The following is a 17,313-nucleotide window of genomic DNA, read 5'->3' on the forward strand; positions in this document are numbered from 1 at the left end:
GGCGGCGACTTTGCCGCAGGTCAAGCCCGCGGAGGGGCCGCTTGTCCCACGAATCCGTATTGAACCGGCCTTGCCGGGCGCTGATTCGCCAGACAATCGTCGATGACGTTTCCGTGCAGGCGCGGCTTTCCGGGCTGAGGAACATTTCGGCAGACGCTCCGTTATTTGCGCGGAATGCCATCGAGGCTGGATAATATGTCGGATACCTACATTATCGAAGTCGGTTCGCAGACCGCCGGGATCGTCGTGCGTGGCCCCGGCGGCTATCGTTTCTTTGCGGCCTCTCATCGTTTCGACCAGCTGGAAGGCCAGCTGTTCCGCAACGCGCGCGAAGCCGAGCGCGCGGCGAGACGTCTTGCCACCGGCGTTCTGACGCTGGCCGCGTGAAGCGGCCGTCCCTGCGATATTCAGAAGCGCCGAAAGGCCGGCGGCGTAGATTCGGCATTTCCGGTCCGTATTAATACCGGCCAGGTTCACCGCCTGATGGACAGCGCAGCGCGTTGGAACTGCGCTGATTTCCGACGATTTTAAGCTCACCCTTTACCAAGGTTTTTTACGCGCAATTTCCTTCCCCCCGCTAGCCTTGCCGACCAATCGGTATGGCGCCCTGATGAACATTCGCAGGTATTTTCGACGGTGGTTTTACATCGGCAGCGCCGCCACACCGGCGGGCGGTGCGTTGCTCATCGAGCAGTTCCGCATTCTGACGAGCCAAATTCCCGTCCTCTACGGCGTGCTGATTGTCGAGAGCGTCAGCGTCTCCTACGTCTTGCCGGCCTCGCTGCCGCTCTGGTTCCGCTTCGGTGTGCCGGGGGCGCTGCTGCTGATCAGCGTGATCAGGATGATCTACTGGATCAAGCTCCGGAAGGTGGTGCCGACAGCTGAACAGGCGCTGAAGCATCTGTTCAAGACCCGCATCCTGGCGTCCGCGCTCAACGCCGTCTTCGCGGTCTGGACCCTGGTGCTGTTCGACAGCGTCGAGGCGGACTCGCGCGCGCCGTTGGCGCTGCTGGTTTTCCTGGGTTCGGTCGGAAGCGCATACTGCCTCGGAAGTTTCCCGAGTGCCGCCCGGCTCACGCTGCTGATTTCGGCGGTTCCGATCTCGCTGCGGTTGCTGATCTCGGGCGAAGCACTGCACGTCTGCATCGGCATCAATCTTTGCATGCTGGTGGTGCTGTTGATCCGGATGATCAACACCAACTACTCCGATCTGGTGAATCTCGTCGCTTCGCGCGCGGACCTCGCCGTCGAAGGCGAGCGGGCGCGAAGCGCCGAGGTGGCTGCCCTTACGGAACAAGCCAATGCGCGCGAGATCGCCGACCGTTTCGATTCGGCGCTCAACAACATGTCGCAGGGACTTTGCTTCTTCGACGGTGCGCAGCGGCTCATTGTGTGCAACCGCCGCTACGTCGACATGTACGATTTGCCGCCGGACAGCGTCAAACCTGGTATCTCGCTCAGAGAGATCGTCCAGCTGCGTTACGAGGCGGGAAGCCATCCCGCGATGACCGTGGACGAATATCTCGCCTGGCGCGATCAGCTTGCCGTCAGCGCGGAGCAGCACGACTCGGTTGTTGAACTGGCCAATGGCCGCGTTGTCCGGATTTACCACCGGCCGATGCCGGATCGCGGCTGGGTGGCCACGCACGAAGACATCACCGATCTGAGGCGTCGCGAAGCCTCGTTCCGCCTGTTGTTCGAGGAGAATCCGCTCCCGATGTGGGTGGCCGACGTCAATACGCTCGAGCTTCTGGCCGTCAATGCCGCGACCTGCCGGCACTACGGCTACTCTCGCGAGCAGATGCTGTCGATGAACGTGGAGAATCTGCGTATTCCGGAGGACATCAGGAAGGTTCGCGACGAATTCCGGCAGCATCAGGGCATGCAGACGGCGCACGATACCCGCCGACACGTCACGGCCGATGGAAGAATAATCGAGGTGGCGATCGAGGCGCGCCCGCTGCGCTACAACGGCCGCGATGCCTGCGTTGCGGTGGCGTTCGACATGACCGATCGCAAGCGCGCGGAACAGCGGATCCTGCATCTGGCCTGGCATGACGCGCTGACGGATCTGCCGAACCGCGCCGCGCTGGATGGTCATTTTTCGAAGGTGCTCGACGCGGCCCGGGAACGCAGCGGAAGCTTCGCGGTCCTTTGCATCGATTTCGACCGCTTCAAGCAGATCAACGATCTGTTTGGGCATTCGATGGGCGACGCGGCGTTGCGCGAAGCTTCGCGGCGTCTGCAGACGGCGTCACAGGGTGCCTTCCTGGCGCGGATCGGCGGCGACGAATTCATCGCGATCACCGAACAGGACCCGCTGCCATCGAGTGCGGAGCTGCTCGCCGACCGGCTGCGCGGCGCGCTGGACCAGGATATCGAAATCGACGGCCATTCCTTCGAGCTTGATCTCAGCATCGGGATCGCGGTCTATCCTCGCGACGGCCATGACGCGCGGTCGTTGTTCGCCAACGCCGATGCGGCGCTGTATCGTGCCAAGCACGAAGGCCGCGGGGCGATACGGTTCTTCACCGCCACGATGGATCAGCAGTTGCGCGACCGCCGGGCGCTGGAACACGATCTGAAATCGGCCGTCGCAAACGGCGAGCTCTATCTGGAATATCAGCCGCAGCGGCATGCCGGGGGCGAGATCATCGGATTTGAGGCGCTGGTGCGCTGGATGCATCCGCAACGCGGCATCGTTCCGCCCGCGGAGTTCATCCCGATCGCCGAGGAAACCGATCTGATCGTCGAGATCGGGGAGTGGGTCTTGCGGGAGGCATGCCGCGAAGCCGCGTGCTGGAAGGCGCCGCTGCAGGTCGCCGTCAACGTCTCGGCGATTCAATTCCGCCGCGGCAATCTGCAGCAATTGGTAGGCGATGTTCTGCGCGAAACCGGCATCTCGCCGGCGCGTCTCGAACTCGAAATTACCGAGGGCGTGCTGATCGAGAACGTTGCACGTGCGACGCTGATGCTGAAAGGCCTCAAGAGGCTGGGCGTCAGCATTGCATTGGACGATTTCGGAACCGGATATTCCTCGCTGTCCTATCTGCAAAGCTTCCCGCTCGACCGGATCAAGATCGATCGGTCCTTTATCGCCAGTCTTGGCCGCACCGATCGATCGCTGGCGATCGTTCGCGCCGTCATTGGTCTCGCGCACGGGCTCGGACTTCCGGTGCTGGCGGAAGGTGTCGAGACCAATGATCAGCTCAGGACGCTGATATCAGAGGGATGCGATGAAATGCAGGGCTATCTGATCGGCCGTCCGCGCCGGATCGAAGTTTATGCCAATCTGCTGGGCCGCAGCGATGCAGCCGGCCACATGCGCACCGCGACATAACTCAAAGGCGTCTCGCGGACCGCGCGAGCGCCGGAGCCGCGTTCAGCTCTGACCGATCAGCCGCTTGCAAAATGCAGCGCTATCGCTGATCGCATCGCGGCCTTTCCAGACCAGGCCGGACAACATTCCATTGCCGTGCGCACCGCGCAGTTGCAGGATGTGGCCGACTTCATCGGGAAACCGGCTCACTTCGGTCTCCACATCGGCCACGATCGCGCTCCTGATGTCGCGCAGCCGCGCGCCCCATTCGGAGGCAGCGAGTTCGCGGATGGCGGCCTGCACCGCTGCTTCTGTCTTGTCGATGTCGGCCAGGATGTCGCGCGCGTCGACGACACGGTTTTTCTTCAGGGCAACGCGCAAGGCGATGCGTTTGTCGTCGATCTGGTCCAGCACCATCGAGACGGATATCGCATAGGGCGTGGCAGCAACATCAACGGCGCGCCGGCTGCGCGCGGGTTTGGTGGCAAGACGGAGCAACTCGCGGGGCGTCTTGAGACGTCCAGCAACCAGCGCCAGCGCAAAGGGTACCGCGCCGGGATCCTTTTTCCGGAATGCATCCAGCAGCGCCGTGACCTTGTCGACCTGCGCGTCGTTGAATTTCAGGATCTTTTCCGGCAAGGCTTTGCTGAACCCTGCCAGCGCCTCGCGTGCGCGCAGCGCGCCCATGATCTTGACGAGGTCGCTATAGACCGACGGCGAAGCCGTGTAGGCCGCAAGCTTCTTGCGTGCCCGCTCCGCGCCATCCGCCGAAGCCAGATTTCCCTCCAGCGATTTTGCGACCTTGGTCTGGAAGATCGATGCCGCCTGTTGCGCGTCGCGCGGCCGGTTGGAAGCGATAAACCCCTTCATCTGGCCTTCGTAGTCGCGGGCCATGATCGGCAAGAGATCGCGGTTGATCCATTCCCAGATCGGAACAAGTGAAGTCCGCGCAATCCGGCCCGTATTGGCATGCTCCGGCGCACCCGCGACGACCAGCGGCTCCAGCGGCGCGAAGAAATATTTCGACGGCGTTGGGGTCTCGTTCGGTCCGTCCGGGCGCAGTTCGGCCCGCAGCCTGGCCTGCAAGTCCGCGGTGCCCGGCATGTCGACGCCGCACGCCTCCAGCCGCTCCAGCTCGGTGAGCAGGCAGCTGCGCGTCAGCGGGCTCAACCGCTGGAGGAATTCCCAGATTCGATCGACCCGCATTGCAGCGATTTTCCGATATCTGGCCCGTTTCCCGGGCCTAGCGACGGCAATGCAATCACAAAACCGTTAAGAACGGCAAAATCGCACCGGTAAAATGCGGCTGGCGCAATGCCAATGGGCTTATCATGCCTCTCGAACGCCGCCTTTTTAACAGATGGTTAACCATGATGTCAGGCGCATCCGGTTTCGGCCGCGTTGACCGGAACCACAAACCACCGCACCATAAGAAACTTCTTCCTTGAGGCGCCACCCGTGGCCGGACTGTCCAACCGCCAGACTGAAATTCTCAACATCGCCCGCGCCTTCGGCCGGGTGATGGTGGAGGATCTCGCCAAGCGTTTCGAGGTTTCGGCGCAGACCATCCGCAAGGACCTCAACGATCTCTGCGACCAGCGCTCGCTGACGCGGATCCATGGCGGCGCCATCATCGCCTCCGGCGTCGAGAACCTCGCCTATGAAGCGCGGCGCTTCGTCGCCGCCGAGGAGAAGCGGGCGATCGGCATTGCCGCCGCCTCGCGAATTCCGAACGGCTGCTCGCTGTTCATCAATATCGGCACCACGACGGAAGAGGTCGCCAGCGCGCTGACCTCGCATGAGGACCTGCTCGTCATCACCAACAACCTCAACGTCGCGATGCTGCTGTATCGCCATCCGCGCATCGAGGTGATCGTGGCGGGCGGGGCGGTGCGCCGCGCCGATGGCGCGGTGATCGGTTCGACCGCGATCAGCCTGATCGGCCAGTTCAAGGTCGACTACGCCATCATCGGCGCCTCCGCGATCGACGAAGAGGGCGCGCTCCTGGATTTCGACTACCGCGAAGTGCAGGCCGCGCAGGCGATCATCGCGAACGCGCGCAGCGTGATGCTGGTCGCCGACTCGACCAAGCTCAGGCGCAGCGCGCCGGTGCGCATCGCCCATCTCAGCCAGATCCAGACCTTCGTGACCGACGCCGCGCTTCCCGCCGGTCTCGCCAACATCTGCCACACCCGCGGCATCGAGGTGGTCGAGGCGATGGACAAGCCGGCCCCCGATATCGACGAACCGGTGGCGGAGACGGCTTCGACTGTCACGCGTCTGCGCTAGACGCAAAAAACCCTTCACTTCGTTCCAGCATGAAATGGCCCCGGCATCGTCCGGGGCCTTTTCATGAGAATTCTGACCTGGAATAGAAAATCTAATCCAGCAGTGCAGAAAAAATGGTTTGTGCTGGACGAACCTGCCGGTGCACGAGGTGTCCTCTCAGGAAAAAGGAGAACCGAATGCAAATCCGACGCATCAATTCCGAAGCGGCACTTGTGCCGACGACGGGCTATAGCCAGGCGCTTGAGGTCGCAGGCCATACAAGGATGCTTTTTGTCAGCGGCCAGATTCCAGTCGGGGCCGACGGTGCCGTGCCCGAGGGCTTTGAAGCGCAGTGCAGGCTCGCCTGGAGCAACGTCGAAGCGCAGATCAAGGCCGCCGGCATGACGCTCGACAATCTGGTCATGCACCGGACCTATCTCGCGGATCGGCGCTACACCATGCTCAATCGCGCGGTGCGAAGCGAGGTGCTTGGCGGCCGGGAAACCGCGCTGACCGTCGTCATCGCCGGAATCTTCGACGAGGCCTGGCTGCTTGAGATCGAGGCCGTCGCCGCGGGTTAGGCGATCATCGCGAAGGTGCGTGGCGTCCAATTTTCGGCGCCGCGCGCCGATGCGCATCGATCGCGTTACGCTTTGCCTCAAATCCGATGACCGTTCGCGATCTGGATGATGCGGTCAGCCAATTGGAACTGGTTCGTTATCTCGTATTTCTCCGATGGCGGGGTCCAAACTTCTCCATTCCAGCATTGATGAAGTAGCTTGGCGACAACGAGCTTGTTCAACGGACGCTCCGAAAAGTGCGCAGCCTGAATTGATTCAGGGATCGTCTGCCACGCAAGCGTTGCTTCTGCATCAAGCTTCGCTTGTTCGGTCTCGGCGAAAGAAACAAAGTTCTCATCCCACACATAGGCCGCACGCATCGCGGGACCGATGAGCTCTGACCAACGAAATTCATTGCCGATTCTTTCAGCGTATCCTGATCGCGCCAGCACGGACATGGATGCCAGGAGGTATGCCGGCGGCGAGAACGGCGCATGCCGATCGGAGAGATAATCGTAGTGGCAAAACACCTGCAGGAAGGCGACCAGCAGGTCGAACAGCCGGCCGTCACCTTGAGGAACGCTGCTTGACAGGAGTTTCGGCATGTCGTTCGCGTCAATGGTCAAGGCGTGAAGGCAATACCAGGTCTCGCCGGGCATATCGGCGCGAGGGACCGGCTCCAGCAGGCCGAACTTCGTCAGCACCTCTGTCGTCGCCTCGAAGGCTGACATTGAATCGTGGTAGAATGCAGCGCCTTTGGCGCCGGGCTGCTGAGGTCCGTGAGGTTGAGCGGTCACTCGCCGCGCGAGGGCCGCGGCCAATTCTCCGCTAAGCCGCCCGTCTGAACTGCCGAATTTCGTAACGTCCGCCATCGACATCAAATCATGTCAGGCAGTCGCTCACGAACTCTTAGCGGGCGCATGGCGTTTTCAAGCGAAGTGGATCCCGGTTCGCGCGAAGAAAACGCATCCAAGCAAAAGCGGTGGCCCGGTGATGTACCCCCAACTCCATACATCCCGACCGATGCAAATTCCCACTTCCGGTTCCGCTTTCACTTCCCGTTTTCATCTTGCTTTCGTTTTTCTTTGTGATTAACTCCGATCCGAAAGTTAAATCGCCGAAGTGAAGAGGCGATCGCCGGGGAAGCGTCTGTTGGATCGGATTTTCGACCTCGCCATCATCGGAGGCGGCATCAACGGCTGCGGCATCGCGCGCGACGCGGTGGGCCGGGGAAATTCCGTTTTCCTTTGTGAAATGAATGATTTGGCGAGCGGGACGTCGTCCTGGTCGACCAAGCTGGTGCACGGCGGCCTGCGCTATCTCGAATATTACGAGTTTCGTTTGGTCCGCGAGGCGCTGATCGAACGCGAAATCCTCTGGCAGATCGCACCCCACATCATCCGCCCGCTGCGTTTCGTTTTGCCGCACCATTCGGGGTTGCGGCCGGCATGGCTGCTGAGGCTAGGGTTGTTCCTGTACGACCACATCGGCGGCCGTCATCTGCTGCCGCCGACACGTTCGGTCGATCTCGCGCATGACGAGGTCGGAAAACCCTTGATCGCCAACCGCTACACCAAAGGTTTTGAATACTCCGACTGCTTTGTCGATGACGCGCGCCTGGTCGTGCTCACGGCGCGGGACGCGGCAGATCGCGGCGCCGAGATCCACACGCGCACGCGGGCGGTCGAGATCAGGCAGGTCGACGGCATCTGGCAGCTCACCGTCGAGGATACGCAAAGCGGCACGCGCACCACGATCCAGGCGCGCGCGCTGGTCAATGCCGGCGGCCCCTGGGTCGAACAGGTGCTGTCGTCGGGATCGGGCGTCAACGCGCGCGCAAAGGTTCGCCTGGTGCAGGGCTCGCATATCGTGGTGCGCAAGCTCTACGACCACGACCGTGCCTACATTTTCCAGAACGCCGACGGCCGCATCATCTTCGTCATTCCCTATCAGGATGATTTCACGCTGATCGGCACCACCGATCGCGATTATGACGGCGACCCGGCCAAGGTGAAGGCCTCCACCGATGAGATCGCCTATCTCTGCGCCTCCGCCAGCGAATACCTCGCCAAACCGGTCAAGCCGGAGGACGTGGTCTGGACTTATTCGGGCGTGCGCCCGCTGTATGACGACGGCGCCAGCGAAGCAAAAGCTGCGACGCGAGATTATGTGTTCGAGCTCGATACGCCCGGCGGCGCGCCGCTGCTGTCGATCTATGGCGGCAAGATCACGACTTATCGGCGGCTGGCCGAAGAAGCGCTGGAACGGCTGGCGCCCTATTTGCGCAGTTCAAAGAAGGAAGGCTGGACCGGCAAGGCCGCGCTGCCCGGCGGCGACATGGATGTTTCCGCAATCGCGGCGCTGACGGCGGAACTGACGCGGGACTATCCGTTCCTCATTCCCGCACATGCGAAGCGGTTGGCGCATGCCTATGGCACCCGCGCCAGCAAGGTGCTTGGCAACGCGAAATCGGCGGCCGATCTCGGCCAGTCCTTTGGCGCGACCTTGACGGAGAGCGAAGTCAGGTACCTGATGTCGGCCGAATGGGCCTGCACCGCCGAAGACGTTGCGTGGCGCCGCTCCAAGCTCGGATTGCGGCTGTCCGCGGGCGAAATCGCCGTCCTCGATGAATGGATGGCCGCCCATCGCGCGTCCGGTGAACGACCCCTGCGTGAAGCGGGAGGACGGACATGAGCGTCACGCTCGAACACGTCACACGAACCGTCGACGGCATCGCGACCATCCGCGATGTGTCGCTGACGCTTGAGCGCGGCACGCTGAGCGTACTGCTCGGACCGACGCTTTCCGGCAAGACCTCGATCATGCGGCTGCTCGCCGGGCTCGACAAGCCGGGATCAGGCCGCGTGCTGGTTGACGGAAAGGACGTTACAGGATTCGACGTGCGCAAGCGTTCGGTCGCGATGGTCTATCAGCAGTTCATCAATTATCCCTCGCTGACGGTCTATGAGAATATCGCCTCGCCGTTGCGGGTGCAGGGCAAGCCGCGCGCGGAAATCGAGAAGCGCGTGCAGGAGGCGTCGCGCCTGCTCAAGCTCGAGCCGTATCTGCACCGCACGCCATTGCAACTGTCCGGCGGCCAGCAGCAGCGCACTGCGATTGCACGCGCGCTGGTCAAGGGCGCCGATCTGGTGCTGCTCGACGAGCCGCTCGCCAATCTCGATTACAAGCTGCGCGAGGAGTTGCGCACCGAACTGCCGCGCATCTTCGAGGCGTCGGGCGCGATCTTCGTCTATGCGACCACCGAGCCTTCCGAAGCCCTGCTGCTCGGCGGCCGAACCGTCTGCATGTGGGAAGGCCAGGTCCTGCAGGCCGGCGATACGGCAAAGGTCTACCGGCATCCCGATACGCTGCGCGTGGCGCAGGTGTTTTCCGATCCACCGCTCAATATTGTCGGCATCGAAAAGAAGAACGGCACGGTGCAATATGCCGGCGGTATCCAGGCGCCGGCCAGCGGGCTCTATGCCTCGCTTGCCGACGGGCCCTATCGCGTCGGCTTCCGCGCCCATCAGCTTGAAGTCGCCAATGGCATCGCCGGCCGCCACGCGTTTCAGGCCACCGTCACCGTGACCGAAATCACCGGTTCGGAAAGCTTCGTGCATCTCAACCGCGACGCGTCGAACTGGGTCGCGGTGCTGCAGGGCATCCATGAGTTCGAGCCGGGCCACGTGCTCGACGCCGTGCTCGACCCTGACAATCTGTTCGTGTTCGACGCGGCTGACCGTCTGGTCGCCGCGCCTAACCAGCCCATAGCGTTTTCAAGCGAAGTGCATAGCGGTTCGCGTGAAGAAAACGCGTCCAAAAACAAGCACGCGTGAGGGAGATGCCGCATGGCCCGCATTGACCTCGTCGATCTCGCGCATTCCTACGGCGGCAATGACGCCGCGCCCGAATCCTTTGCGCTGAAGCCGGTGACGATGACCTGGCGGCAGGGCGGCGCCTATGCGCTGCTCGGGCCGTCCGGCTGCGGCAAGACCACGCTGCTCAACCTGATTTCCGGGATCGTGACCCCGTCGCGCGGCCAGATACTGTTCGACGGCGCCGATATCACACCGCTGTCAACCCAGAAGCGCAATATCGCGCAGGTGTTCCAGTTTCCGGTGATCTACGACACCATGACGGTCGGGCAGAACCTCGCATTCCCCTTGAAGAACCGCGGCGTCCCGAAAGCCGAAATCGACGCGCGCGTGAAGCAGATCGCCAATTTGCTCGACCTCACGCCGCATCTCGACCGCAAGGCAACGCGGCTGACCGCGGACGCCAAGCAGAAGATCTCGCTCGGCCGCGGCCTGGTGCGATCAGACGTTGCCGCGATCCTGTTCGACGAGCCACTGACGGTGATTGATCCCGAATTGAAGTGGCAGTTGCGCTCCAAACTCAAGGCGCTGCATCGCGACCTCGATCTCACGATGATCTACGTCACCCATGACCAGACCGAGGCGCTGACCTTTGCTGACACTGTGGTCGTGATGCATGACGGCAGGGTGGTGCAGAGCGGCACGCCGGCCGAACTGTTCGACAAGCCCGCGCATACGTTCGTCGGTTACTTCATCGGCTCGCCCGGCATGAACATCGTGCCGGCCGAGGTGAAGGGCCGCGAGGCCCGGATCAGCGGCCATCCGATCGCGCTGAACCGCAGCTATGATTCGCTGCCGCCGGGCGCGAAGATCGAAGTCGGCGTGCGTCCGGAATTCGTCGACGTCGCCGCGCCCGCGCCGGGATTGCTGTCCGCCAATATCGAGCGCATCGACGATCTCGGCCGCGTCCGCTTCGCGCGCGTGCGGATCGGCGACGCCAAGTTCGCTGCGCGCGTGCCGCCGGGGTTTTCAGTCTCCGGCGAAACCGCCGGGCTGGTTTTCAATCCGTCGCATGTTCACGTCTATGCCGACAGCCGTCTGGTCGAGGGGACAGCCTGATGGACAAGACGATCAACCAAAAAGCCTGGTTCCTGGTGCTGCCGGTGTTTCTGGTGGTCGCGTTCTCCGCGATCCTGCCGCTGATGACGGTGGTGAACTATTCGATGCAGGACACCTTCGGCAACAACCAGTTCTTCTGGAACGGCGTCGGCTGGTTCAAGGAATTGCTCGACCCGTCGACCGATCTCGGTGGACGGTTCCTGGCGTCGCTCGGCCGCAACCTGCTGTTCTCGGCCATCATTCTCGCGATCGAGGTGCCGCTCGGGATCGTGGTCGCGCTGTCGATGCCGCGCGACGGCTGGAGCGTCGCCGCCTGCCTGGTGATCCTGGCGCTGCCGCTTTTGATTCCGTGGAACGTGGTCGGCACCATCTGGCAGATCTTCGGACGGCCCGACATCGGCCTGCTCGGCTACACGCTGAACAGCCTGGGCATCAACTACAACTACGTCTCCAACGAGTTCGACGCCTGGGCCACCGTCATCGTGATGGATGTCTGGCACTGGACCAGCCTGGTCGCGCTGTTGTGCTACGCCGGACTGAAGTCGATCCCCGACGCCTATTACCAGGCGGCGCAGATCGACGGCGCCTCGCGCTGGGCGGTGTTCACGGCGATCCAGTTGCCGAAGATGAATCGCGTGCTGCTGATCGCAGTGCTGCTTCGCTTCATGGACAGTTTCATGATCTACACCGAGCCGTTCGTGGTGACCGGCGGCGGTCCCGGCAACTCGACCACCTTCGTCTCGATCGAACTGGTCAAGATCGCGCTCGGCCAATTCGACCTCGGCAAGGCCGCCGCACTCTCGCTGGTCTACAACCTCATCATCCTGATCGTGTGCTGGGTGTTCTATACCGTGATGACAAACGCCGGGGCCGAGCGCCCGGTCAAACAGGGAGCTGAATGATGCATTCGATTCCCGGACGCCGCATCATCCTCGTCAGCTTCCTGATCTTCCTGCTGTTGCCGATCTACTGGCTCGTCAACATGAGCTTCAAGACCAATGCCGAAATCGTCTCCACCATGACGCTGTGGCCGCACCAGCCGACGCTGGAAAACTACAAGCGCATCTTCACCGACGAGAGCTGGTATTCCGGCTACATCAACTCGCTGACCTATGTCCTGATCAACACTGTGATCTCGATTGCCGTGGCGTTGCCGGCGGCCTACGGCTTTTCGCGCTACCGTTTTCTCGGCGACAAGCATCTGTTCTTCTGGCTGCTGTCGAACCGCATGGCGCCGGCGGCGGTCTATGCGCTGCCGTTCTTCAATCTCTATTCGGCGATCAATTTGTTCGATACGCCGTGGGCGGTGGCGCTGGCGCACTGCATCTTCAACGTCCCGCTCGCGGTCTGGATCCTCGAAGGCTTCGTCTCGGGCGTGCCACGCGAGATCGATGAGACGGCGTTCCTCGACGGTTATTCGTTCCCGCGCTTCTTCATCAAGATCCTGGTGCCCTTGATCGCAAGCGGCATCGGCGTCGCGGCGTTCTTCTGCTTCATGTTCTCCTGGGTCGAACTGCTGTTGGCGCGCACGCTGACGTCGGTGAACGCAAAACCGATCTCGGCGATCATGACCCGAACGGTCTCGGCCGCCGGCATGGATTGGGGCCTGTTGGCGGCGGCCGGTGTGCTCACCATCATCCCCGGTGCGCTGGTGATCTGGTTCGTCCGCAACTACATCGCGCGCGGTTTTGCGCTCGGCCGAGTGTAGGGGGCATTCATGGAACACATTGCATGGATGGCCTGGACGCTTCCGACCGCGATCTTCTTCGTGATGCTGTCGCTGACGCTGGGTGTCATGACCTGGCTTGCGGCGGCGTATCCCGAGGCCGAGCGCGTCGGCGTGTTGCAGATTCCGACCACGCGCGGCGACCGGTTGTTCATCTCGCTGGTGCTCGCTGCCGTCATCCACCTGTTGTGGATCGCCTTTGTCGGCATCGATGCAATCGCGACGCTGCCGATCGGAGAGGGCGTTGAAATATCGAGCCTGTGGCTCGCTACCGTGATTTCGCTTGTTTCGGCCGTGGTGGTTTTCCGCACCGTCTGATGAAGCGAAAAAAGACAGATCCGGGATCAACCCGGGCCTGAAAATTGTTTGTCGCTGCAACCGGAGGACTCAACATGCGACGTTTTAGAGGAAAGAACGGGCCATTGACCAAGGAGAGCTTTCTGACGATGACCAGCGCGGCCGCGCTGATCGCAGCTTCCGTGACGATCGCCGCACCTGCTCGCGCGGACGATGCGGTCAATCAGCGCTGGATCGACAGCGAATTCCAGCCCTCGACGCTGTCGAAGGCCGACCAGCTGAAGGAATTGCAGTGGTTTGAAAAGGCCGCCCAGCCCTTCAAGGGGATGGAAATCAACGTGGTGTCGGAAACCATCACCACGCATGAATATGAATCCAAGACCCTGGCGAAGGCCTTCACCGAGATCACCGGCATCAAGCTCAAGCACGATTTGATCCAGGAAGGCGACGTGGTCGAAAAGCTGCAGACCCAGATGCAGTCCGGCAAGAACGTCTATGACGGCTGGATCAACGACTCGGACCTGATCGGCACCCACTTCCGCTACAATCAGACGGTCGTGCTGTCGGATTACATGACCGGCGAGGGCAAGGACGTCACCAACCCCGGGCTCGACGTCAACGACTTCATCGGAAAATCCTTCACCACGGGGCCGGACGGCAAGCTCTATCAGCTGCCCGTCCAGCAGTTCGCGAACCTCTATTGGTTCCGCTACGACTGGTTCTCCAATCCGGACTACAAGGCCAAGTTCAAGGCCAAATATGGCTACGATCTCGGCGTTCCCGTGAACTGGTCGGCCTATGAAGACATCGCCGAGTTCTTCACCAACGACATCAAGGAGATCAACGGCGCCAAGGTCTATGGTCACATGGACTACGGCAAGAAGGATCCCTCGCTCGGCTGGCGGTTCACCGATGCCTGGCTGTCGATGGCCGGCAACGGCGACAAGGGCATCCCGAACGGCAAGCCGGTCGACGAATGGGGCATCCGCATGGAAGGCTGCCGTCCGGTGGGTTCATCCGTCGAGCGCGGCGGTGACACCAACGGTCCGGCGGCGGTCTATTCGATCGCCAAATATCTCGACTGGATGAAGAAGTATGCCCCGCCGCAGGCGCAAGGCATGACCTTCGGCGAAGCTGGACCGGTACCGGCGCAAGGTAACATCGCCCAGCAGATCTTCTGGTACACCGCCTTCACCGCCGACATGGTGAAGCCCGGTATTGCCGTCGTGAACGCCGACGGTTCGCCGAAGTGGCGTATGGCGCCGTCGCCGCACGGCTCGTACTGGAAGGAAGGCATGAAGCTCGGCTACCAGGACGCCGGCTCGGCGACGCTCCTGAAGTCGACCCCGGCGGACCGCCGCAAGGCGGCCTGGCTCTATCTGCAGTTCATCACCTCCAAGACGGTGAGCTTGAAGAAGAGCCATGTCGGTCTCACGTTCATTCGTGAATCCGACATCTGGGACAAGTCGTTCACCGAGCGTGCGCCGAAGCTCGGCGGCCTGATCGAGTTCTACCGCTCGCCCGCGCGCGTGCAGTGGACCCCGACCGGCAACAACGTGCCTGACTATCCGAAGCTCGCGCAATTGTGGTGGCAGAACATCGGCGATGCGTCGTCCGGTGCGAAGACGCCGCAGGCCGCGATGGACGCCCTGGCGGCAGCCCAGGACTCCGTGCTCGAGCGTCTGGAGAAATCCAACGTGCAGGGCGCCTGCGGACCGAAGCTGAACAAGAAGGAGACCGCCGAGTTCTGGTTCGCCAAGTCGGAGAAGGACGGCAACGTCGCTCCGCAGCGCAAGCTGGCGAACGAGAAGCCGAAGGGCGAAACCGTCGACTACGACACGCTGGTGAAGTCGTGGCCGGCAACGCCGCCGAAGCGGGCGGAAGCGAAGTAAACTTCGCCATTGTGAGTGATGCAAAAACTAAAGGCCGGGAGCGATCCCGGCCTTTTTTCTTTCTTACCTCGCCCCGCTTGCGGGGAGAGGTCGGATCGCTCTTGCGATCCGGGTGAGGGGGTACAGGTCCAGCAACTACCGCCGACTTCGCGGAGAGAGCCCCTCACCCCAACCCTCTCCCCGCAAGAGCGGGGCGAGGGAGCGCACCGAATTTCTACTCCGCCGCCTGCTTCGCGCCGAGCGTCGGATAGTCCGTATATCCCTTGGCGCCGCCGCCATAGAACGTCGCCTTGTCGAACGCGTTGAGCGGTGCACCCTTCTTCAGCCGCTCGACCAGGTCGGGGTTGGAGATGAACGGTTTTCCAAATGCGATCAGGTCGGCCGCGTTGGCATCGAGTTGCTTTGTGGCCAGATCGAAATCGTAGCCGTTGTTGGCGACATAGGCCTGCTTGAAGCGCTTGCGCAACGAACCGTAGTCGAACGGCGCGTGATCGCGCGGGCCGCCGGTCGCGCCCTCGACGACGTGGATGTAGGTCAGCTTCAGCGCGTTGAGCCCATCCACGATGTGATCGAACAGCGGCTGCGGATTTGAATCTGACACATCATTGGCCGGCGTCACCGGCGAAATGCGGATGCCGGTGCGTTCCGGGCCGGCGACCGCGGCTACCGCCTGCGATACTTCCAGCATCAATTTGGCGCGGTTCTCGATTGCACCACCATAGGCATCGGTACGCTTGTTGGTGCCGTCCTTGGCGAACTGGTCGAGCAGATAGCCGTTGGCGCCGTGGATTTCGATGCCGTCGAAACCGGCGGCGAGCGCATTCTCGGTGCCGCGCTTGAAGTCTTCGATGATCCCCGGAATTTCCGACAGCTCGAGCTCGCGCGGCTCGGAGATGTCGGTGAAGGTGCCGTTGACGAAAGTCTTGCCCTTGGCGCGGATCGCGGATGGAGCCACCGGCTTGCCGCCGCCCGGCTGCAATGAATCGTGCGAGATGCGGCCGACATGCCAGATCTGGATGAAGATGCGCCCGCCCTGTTCATGCACGCGGTCAGTGACCTTGCGCCAGCCCGCGACCTGCTCCTTCGAATAGATGCCGGGTGTGTCCTGATAACCCTGGCCCTGCTGCGAGATCTGGCTGGCCTCGGTGATCAGCAATCCTGCGGAAGCGCGCTGGCCGTAATAGTCGATGGCAAGCTCGCTCGGCACAAAGCTGCCAGGCACCGCGCGGTTGCGGGTCAGGGGCGCCATGACAAGGCGGTTCGGCAGCGTGATTCCGCCAAGCTTGTAGGGCTCAAAAAGTTTGGTCTGGCTCATGAAGGGATTTCCGAAAGGTGGATGATGGGGAACAGTTGGGCATTACGGCGGATTGCGCAATGCCCAAAGGTACTCGGAAGCCATTCGGCCGGTGCAGGCTAGGCCCGCACAATCCCGGCCATATGACCGGCGTCGAGGAACAGGGTGTGGGCGTTGACGTAGGATGATTCATTCGAAATCAGGAACAGCGCAGCATAGGCCACCTCCCAGCCGGTGCCCTGGCGGCCGAACGGCACCGTCAGCGCGCGGTCGGCACGCCTGCGGCTGGCGTCGCGGCCCATCGGGGAATCGATGAAGCCCGGCGCGATCACATTGCAGCGAATGCCCTTTTCCTCGCCGGCCCGCGCGATGGCGCGGCCGAGCGCGATCTGGGCGGCCTTGGAGGATTCATAGGCCGGGTTGCGGCCATTGGCGCGCTGGCTCGCCATCGACGAGGTCAGCGTGATCGCGCCGCCCGGCGCCATCACTTCGAGCGCGGCTTGCGCGAACAGCATGTGGCTGCGCACGTTGACGGCATAATCCTTGTCCCAGGCTTCCGCCGTCATTTTGGGCAGCGACAGCCCGCAGGAAATGCCGACATTCAGCGCGAGCCCGTCGAGCCCGCCGAGTTGCTTCGTACAGCGCGCGATCGCCGGCCCAATCGCTGATGCGTCGGAGACGTCGACGACGTCGGTAAAGGCCTTGCCACCTTCGCTGGTGATTTGCTTGACCGTGTCGTCGGCGGCCTCCTTGTTGATGTCGATGCAGGCGACATGCGCGCCCTCGCGCGCGAACAATACCGACATCGCGCGGCCATTGCCGATCGGCGGCTCCTCGTCGACGATGTTGCGCTGGCCGGCCCCGACCACGATGATGCGGCGGCCTTCCAGCCGGCCGCGACCTTTCGCGAGCCCGAGCGTTTCGGCGTGAAGCGAAGCGGCGGGATCGAGTTGCTTTGGTGCTTGCGTGGTGGTGGACATGAGCGGTCTCCCTTCAGTATTTTGTTCTTGCTGAAGGGAGCAC

General features: G+C 62.3%; 15 protein-coding genes. 11 read left to right on the forward strand and 4 right to left on the reverse strand.

Annotated features, from left to right (window positions below; genetic code table 11):
* Window positions 1–195: 195 nt before the first annotated feature.
* Together JQ611_RS27655 and JQ611_RS27660 are read left to right on the forward strand one after the other, a co-directional pair.
* Complete coding sequence (locus JQ611_RS27655; RefSeq protein ID WP_212262616.1) at window positions 196–387, forward strand: hypothetical protein; 192 nt, start codon at window positions 196–198, stop codon at window positions 385–387.
* A gap of 223 nt (window positions 388–610) precedes the next feature.
* Window positions 611–3,340 carry a bifunctional diguanylate cyclase/phosphodiesterase gene (locus JQ611_RS27660; RefSeq protein ID WP_212467173.1) on the forward strand — a complete coding sequence of 910 codons (2,730 nt, stop codon included), beginning with the start codon at window positions 611–613 and terminating at the stop codon, window positions 3,338–3,340.
* Between the two features lie 42 nt (window positions 3,341–3,382).
* Here JQ611_RS27660 and JQ611_RS27665 read toward each other — a convergent pair whose 3' ends face one another.
* Window positions 3,383–4,525: a hypothetical protein gene (locus JQ611_RS27665; RefSeq protein ID WP_212467174.1), complete on the reverse strand. Its 1,143-nt coding sequence runs from the start codon at window positions 4,523–4,525 to the stop codon at window positions 3,383–3,385.
* Between the two features lie 252 nt (window positions 4,526–4,777).
* Between JQ611_RS27665 and JQ611_RS27670 the strand changes: the two genes are divergently transcribed.
* The gene (locus tag JQ611_RS27670) at window positions 4,778–5,608 is read left to right on the forward strand and encodes a DeoR/GlpR family DNA-binding transcription regulator (protein WP_212033172.1); all 831 of its coding nucleotides are present in this window, start codon (window positions 4,778–4,780) and stop codon (window positions 5,606–5,608) included.
* A gap of 176 nt (window positions 5,609–5,784) precedes the next feature.
* Window positions 5,785–6,168 (forward strand): RidA family protein, encoded by a 384-nt coding sequence (locus JQ611_RS27675; protein ID WP_212467175.1) that lies wholly within the window; start codon window positions 5,785–5,787, stop codon window positions 6,166–6,168.
* Between the two features lie 77 nt (window positions 6,169–6,245).
* On the opposite strand, the gene JQ611_RS27680 is transcribed toward JQ611_RS27675, so the two are convergent.
* Entirely contained in the window at window positions 6,246–7,019 is a 774-nt protein-coding gene (locus tag JQ611_RS27680) for a hypothetical protein (protein ID WP_212467176.1), read from the reverse strand.
* Window positions 7,020–7,299: 280 nt separating this feature from the next.
* On the opposite strand from JQ611_RS27680, the gene glpD reads away from it, so the two are divergent.
* The 7 genes from glpD (at window position 7,300) to JQ611_RS27715 (ending at window position 14,996) form a co-directional block, all read left to right on the forward strand.
* Complete coding sequence (glpD, locus tag JQ611_RS27685; protein WP_212467177.1) at window positions 7,300–8,841, forward strand: glycerol-3-phosphate dehydrogenase; 1,542 nt, start codon at window positions 7,300–7,302, stop codon at window positions 8,839–8,841.
* On the forward strand, window positions 8,838–9,983 hold the full coding sequence (locus JQ611_RS27690) for an ABC transporter ATP-binding protein (RefSeq protein ID WP_212467178.1): 1,146 nt from the start codon (window positions 8,838–8,840) through the stop codon (window positions 9,981–9,983). The genes glpD and JQ611_RS27690 overlap by 4 nt, the downstream gene beginning before the upstream one ends.
* Window positions 9,984–9,995: 12 nt before the next feature.
* Window positions 9,996–11,081: an ABC transporter ATP-binding protein gene (locus tag JQ611_RS27695; protein WP_212467179.1), complete on the forward strand. Its 1,086-nt coding sequence runs from the start codon at window positions 9,996–9,998 to the stop codon at window positions 11,079–11,081.
* Complete coding sequence (locus JQ611_RS27700; RefSeq protein ID WP_192738501.1) at window positions 11,081–11,983, forward strand: carbohydrate ABC transporter permease; 903 nt, start codon at window positions 11,081–11,083, stop codon at window positions 11,981–11,983. The genes JQ611_RS27695 and JQ611_RS27700 overlap by 1 nt, the downstream gene beginning before the upstream one ends.
* Entirely contained in the window at window positions 11,983–12,789 is an 807-nt protein-coding gene (locus JQ611_RS27705; RefSeq protein WP_212262606.1) for a carbohydrate ABC transporter permease, read from the forward strand. Before JQ611_RS27700 ends, JQ611_RS27705 begins: the two co-directional genes overlap by 1 nt.
* A 9-nt stretch (window positions 12,790–12,798) precedes the next feature.
* Complete coding sequence (locus JQ611_RS27710; protein ID WP_212467180.1) at window positions 12,799–13,125, forward strand: DUF2160 domain-containing protein; 327 nt, start codon at window positions 12,799–12,801, stop codon at window positions 13,123–13,125.
* A gap of 74 nt (window positions 13,126–13,199) precedes the next feature.
* Complete coding sequence (locus tag JQ611_RS27715; RefSeq protein ID WP_212387522.1) at window positions 13,200–14,996, forward strand: ABC transporter substrate-binding protein; 1,797 nt, start codon at window positions 13,200–13,202, stop codon at window positions 14,994–14,996.
* A gap of 214 nt (window positions 14,997–15,210) precedes the next feature.
* Here JQ611_RS27715 and JQ611_RS27720 read toward each other — a convergent pair whose 3' ends face one another.
* Together JQ611_RS27720 and JQ611_RS27725 are read right to left on the reverse strand one after the other, a co-directional pair.
* On the reverse strand, window positions 15,211–16,311 hold the full coding sequence (locus JQ611_RS27720) for an alkene reductase (RefSeq protein WP_212467181.1): 1,101 nt from the start codon (window positions 16,309–16,311) through the stop codon (window positions 15,211–15,213).
* 98 nt (window positions 16,312–16,409) lie between these two features.
* Window positions 16,410–17,270: an SDR family NAD(P)-dependent oxidoreductase gene (locus JQ611_RS27725; RefSeq protein ID WP_212467182.1), complete on the reverse strand. Its 861-nt coding sequence runs from the start codon at window positions 17,268–17,270 to the stop codon at window positions 16,410–16,412.
* Window positions 17,271–17,313 lie beyond the last annotated feature (43 nt).

It is taken from the genome of Bradyrhizobium sp. AUGA SZCCT0182, assembly GCF_018130185.1.
Classification (GTDB): Bacteria; Pseudomonadota; Alphaproteobacteria; order Rhizobiales; family Xanthobacteraceae; genus Bradyrhizobium.

Coding starts and splice junctions, on each gene's coding strand:
- JQ611_RS27655 (WP_212262616.1), top strand. CDS start 196: ATGTCGGATACCTACATTATCGAAGTCGGTTCGCAGACCGCCGGGATC.
- JQ611_RS27660 (WP_212467173.1), top strand. CDS start 611: ATGAACATTCGCAGGTATTTTCGACGGTGGTTTTACATCGGCAGCGCC.
- JQ611_RS27665 (WP_212467174.1), bottom strand. CDS start 4,525: ATGCGGGTCGATCGAATCTGGGAATTCCTCCAGCGGTTGAGCCCGCTG.
- JQ611_RS27675 (WP_212467175.1), top strand. CDS start 5,785: ATGCAAATCCGACGCATCAATTCCGAAGCGGCACTTGTGCCGACGACG.
- JQ611_RS27680 (WP_212467176.1), bottom strand. CDS start 7,019: ATGGCGGACGTTACGAAATTCGGCAGTTCAGACGGGCGGCTTAGCGGA.
- JQ611_RS27690 (WP_212467178.1), top strand. CDS start 8,838: ATGAGCGTCACGCTCGAACACGTCACACGAACCGTCGACGGCATCGCG.
- JQ611_RS27695 (WP_212467179.1), top strand. CDS start 9,996: ATGGCCCGCATTGACCTCGTCGATCTCGCGCATTCCTACGGCGGCAAT.
- JQ611_RS27700 (WP_192738501.1), top strand. CDS start 11,081: ATGGACAAGACGATCAACCAAAAAGCCTGGTTCCTGGTGCTGCCGGTG.
- JQ611_RS27705 (WP_212262606.1), top strand. CDS start 11,983: ATGCATTCGATTCCCGGACGCCGCATCATCCTCGTCAGCTTCCTGATC.
- JQ611_RS27710 (WP_212467180.1), top strand. CDS start 12,799: ATGGAACACATTGCATGGATGGCCTGGACGCTTCCGACCGCGATCTTC.
- JQ611_RS27715 (WP_212387522.1), top strand. CDS start 13,200: ATGCGACGTTTTAGAGGAAAGAACGGGCCATTGACCAAGGAGAGCTTT.
- JQ611_RS27720 (WP_212467181.1), bottom strand. CDS start 16,311: ATGAGCCAGACCAAACTTTTTGAGCCCTACAAGCTTGGCGGAATCACG.
- JQ611_RS27725 (WP_212467182.1), bottom strand. CDS start 17,270: ATGTCCACCACCACGCAAGCACCAAAGCAACTCGATCCCGCCGCTTCG.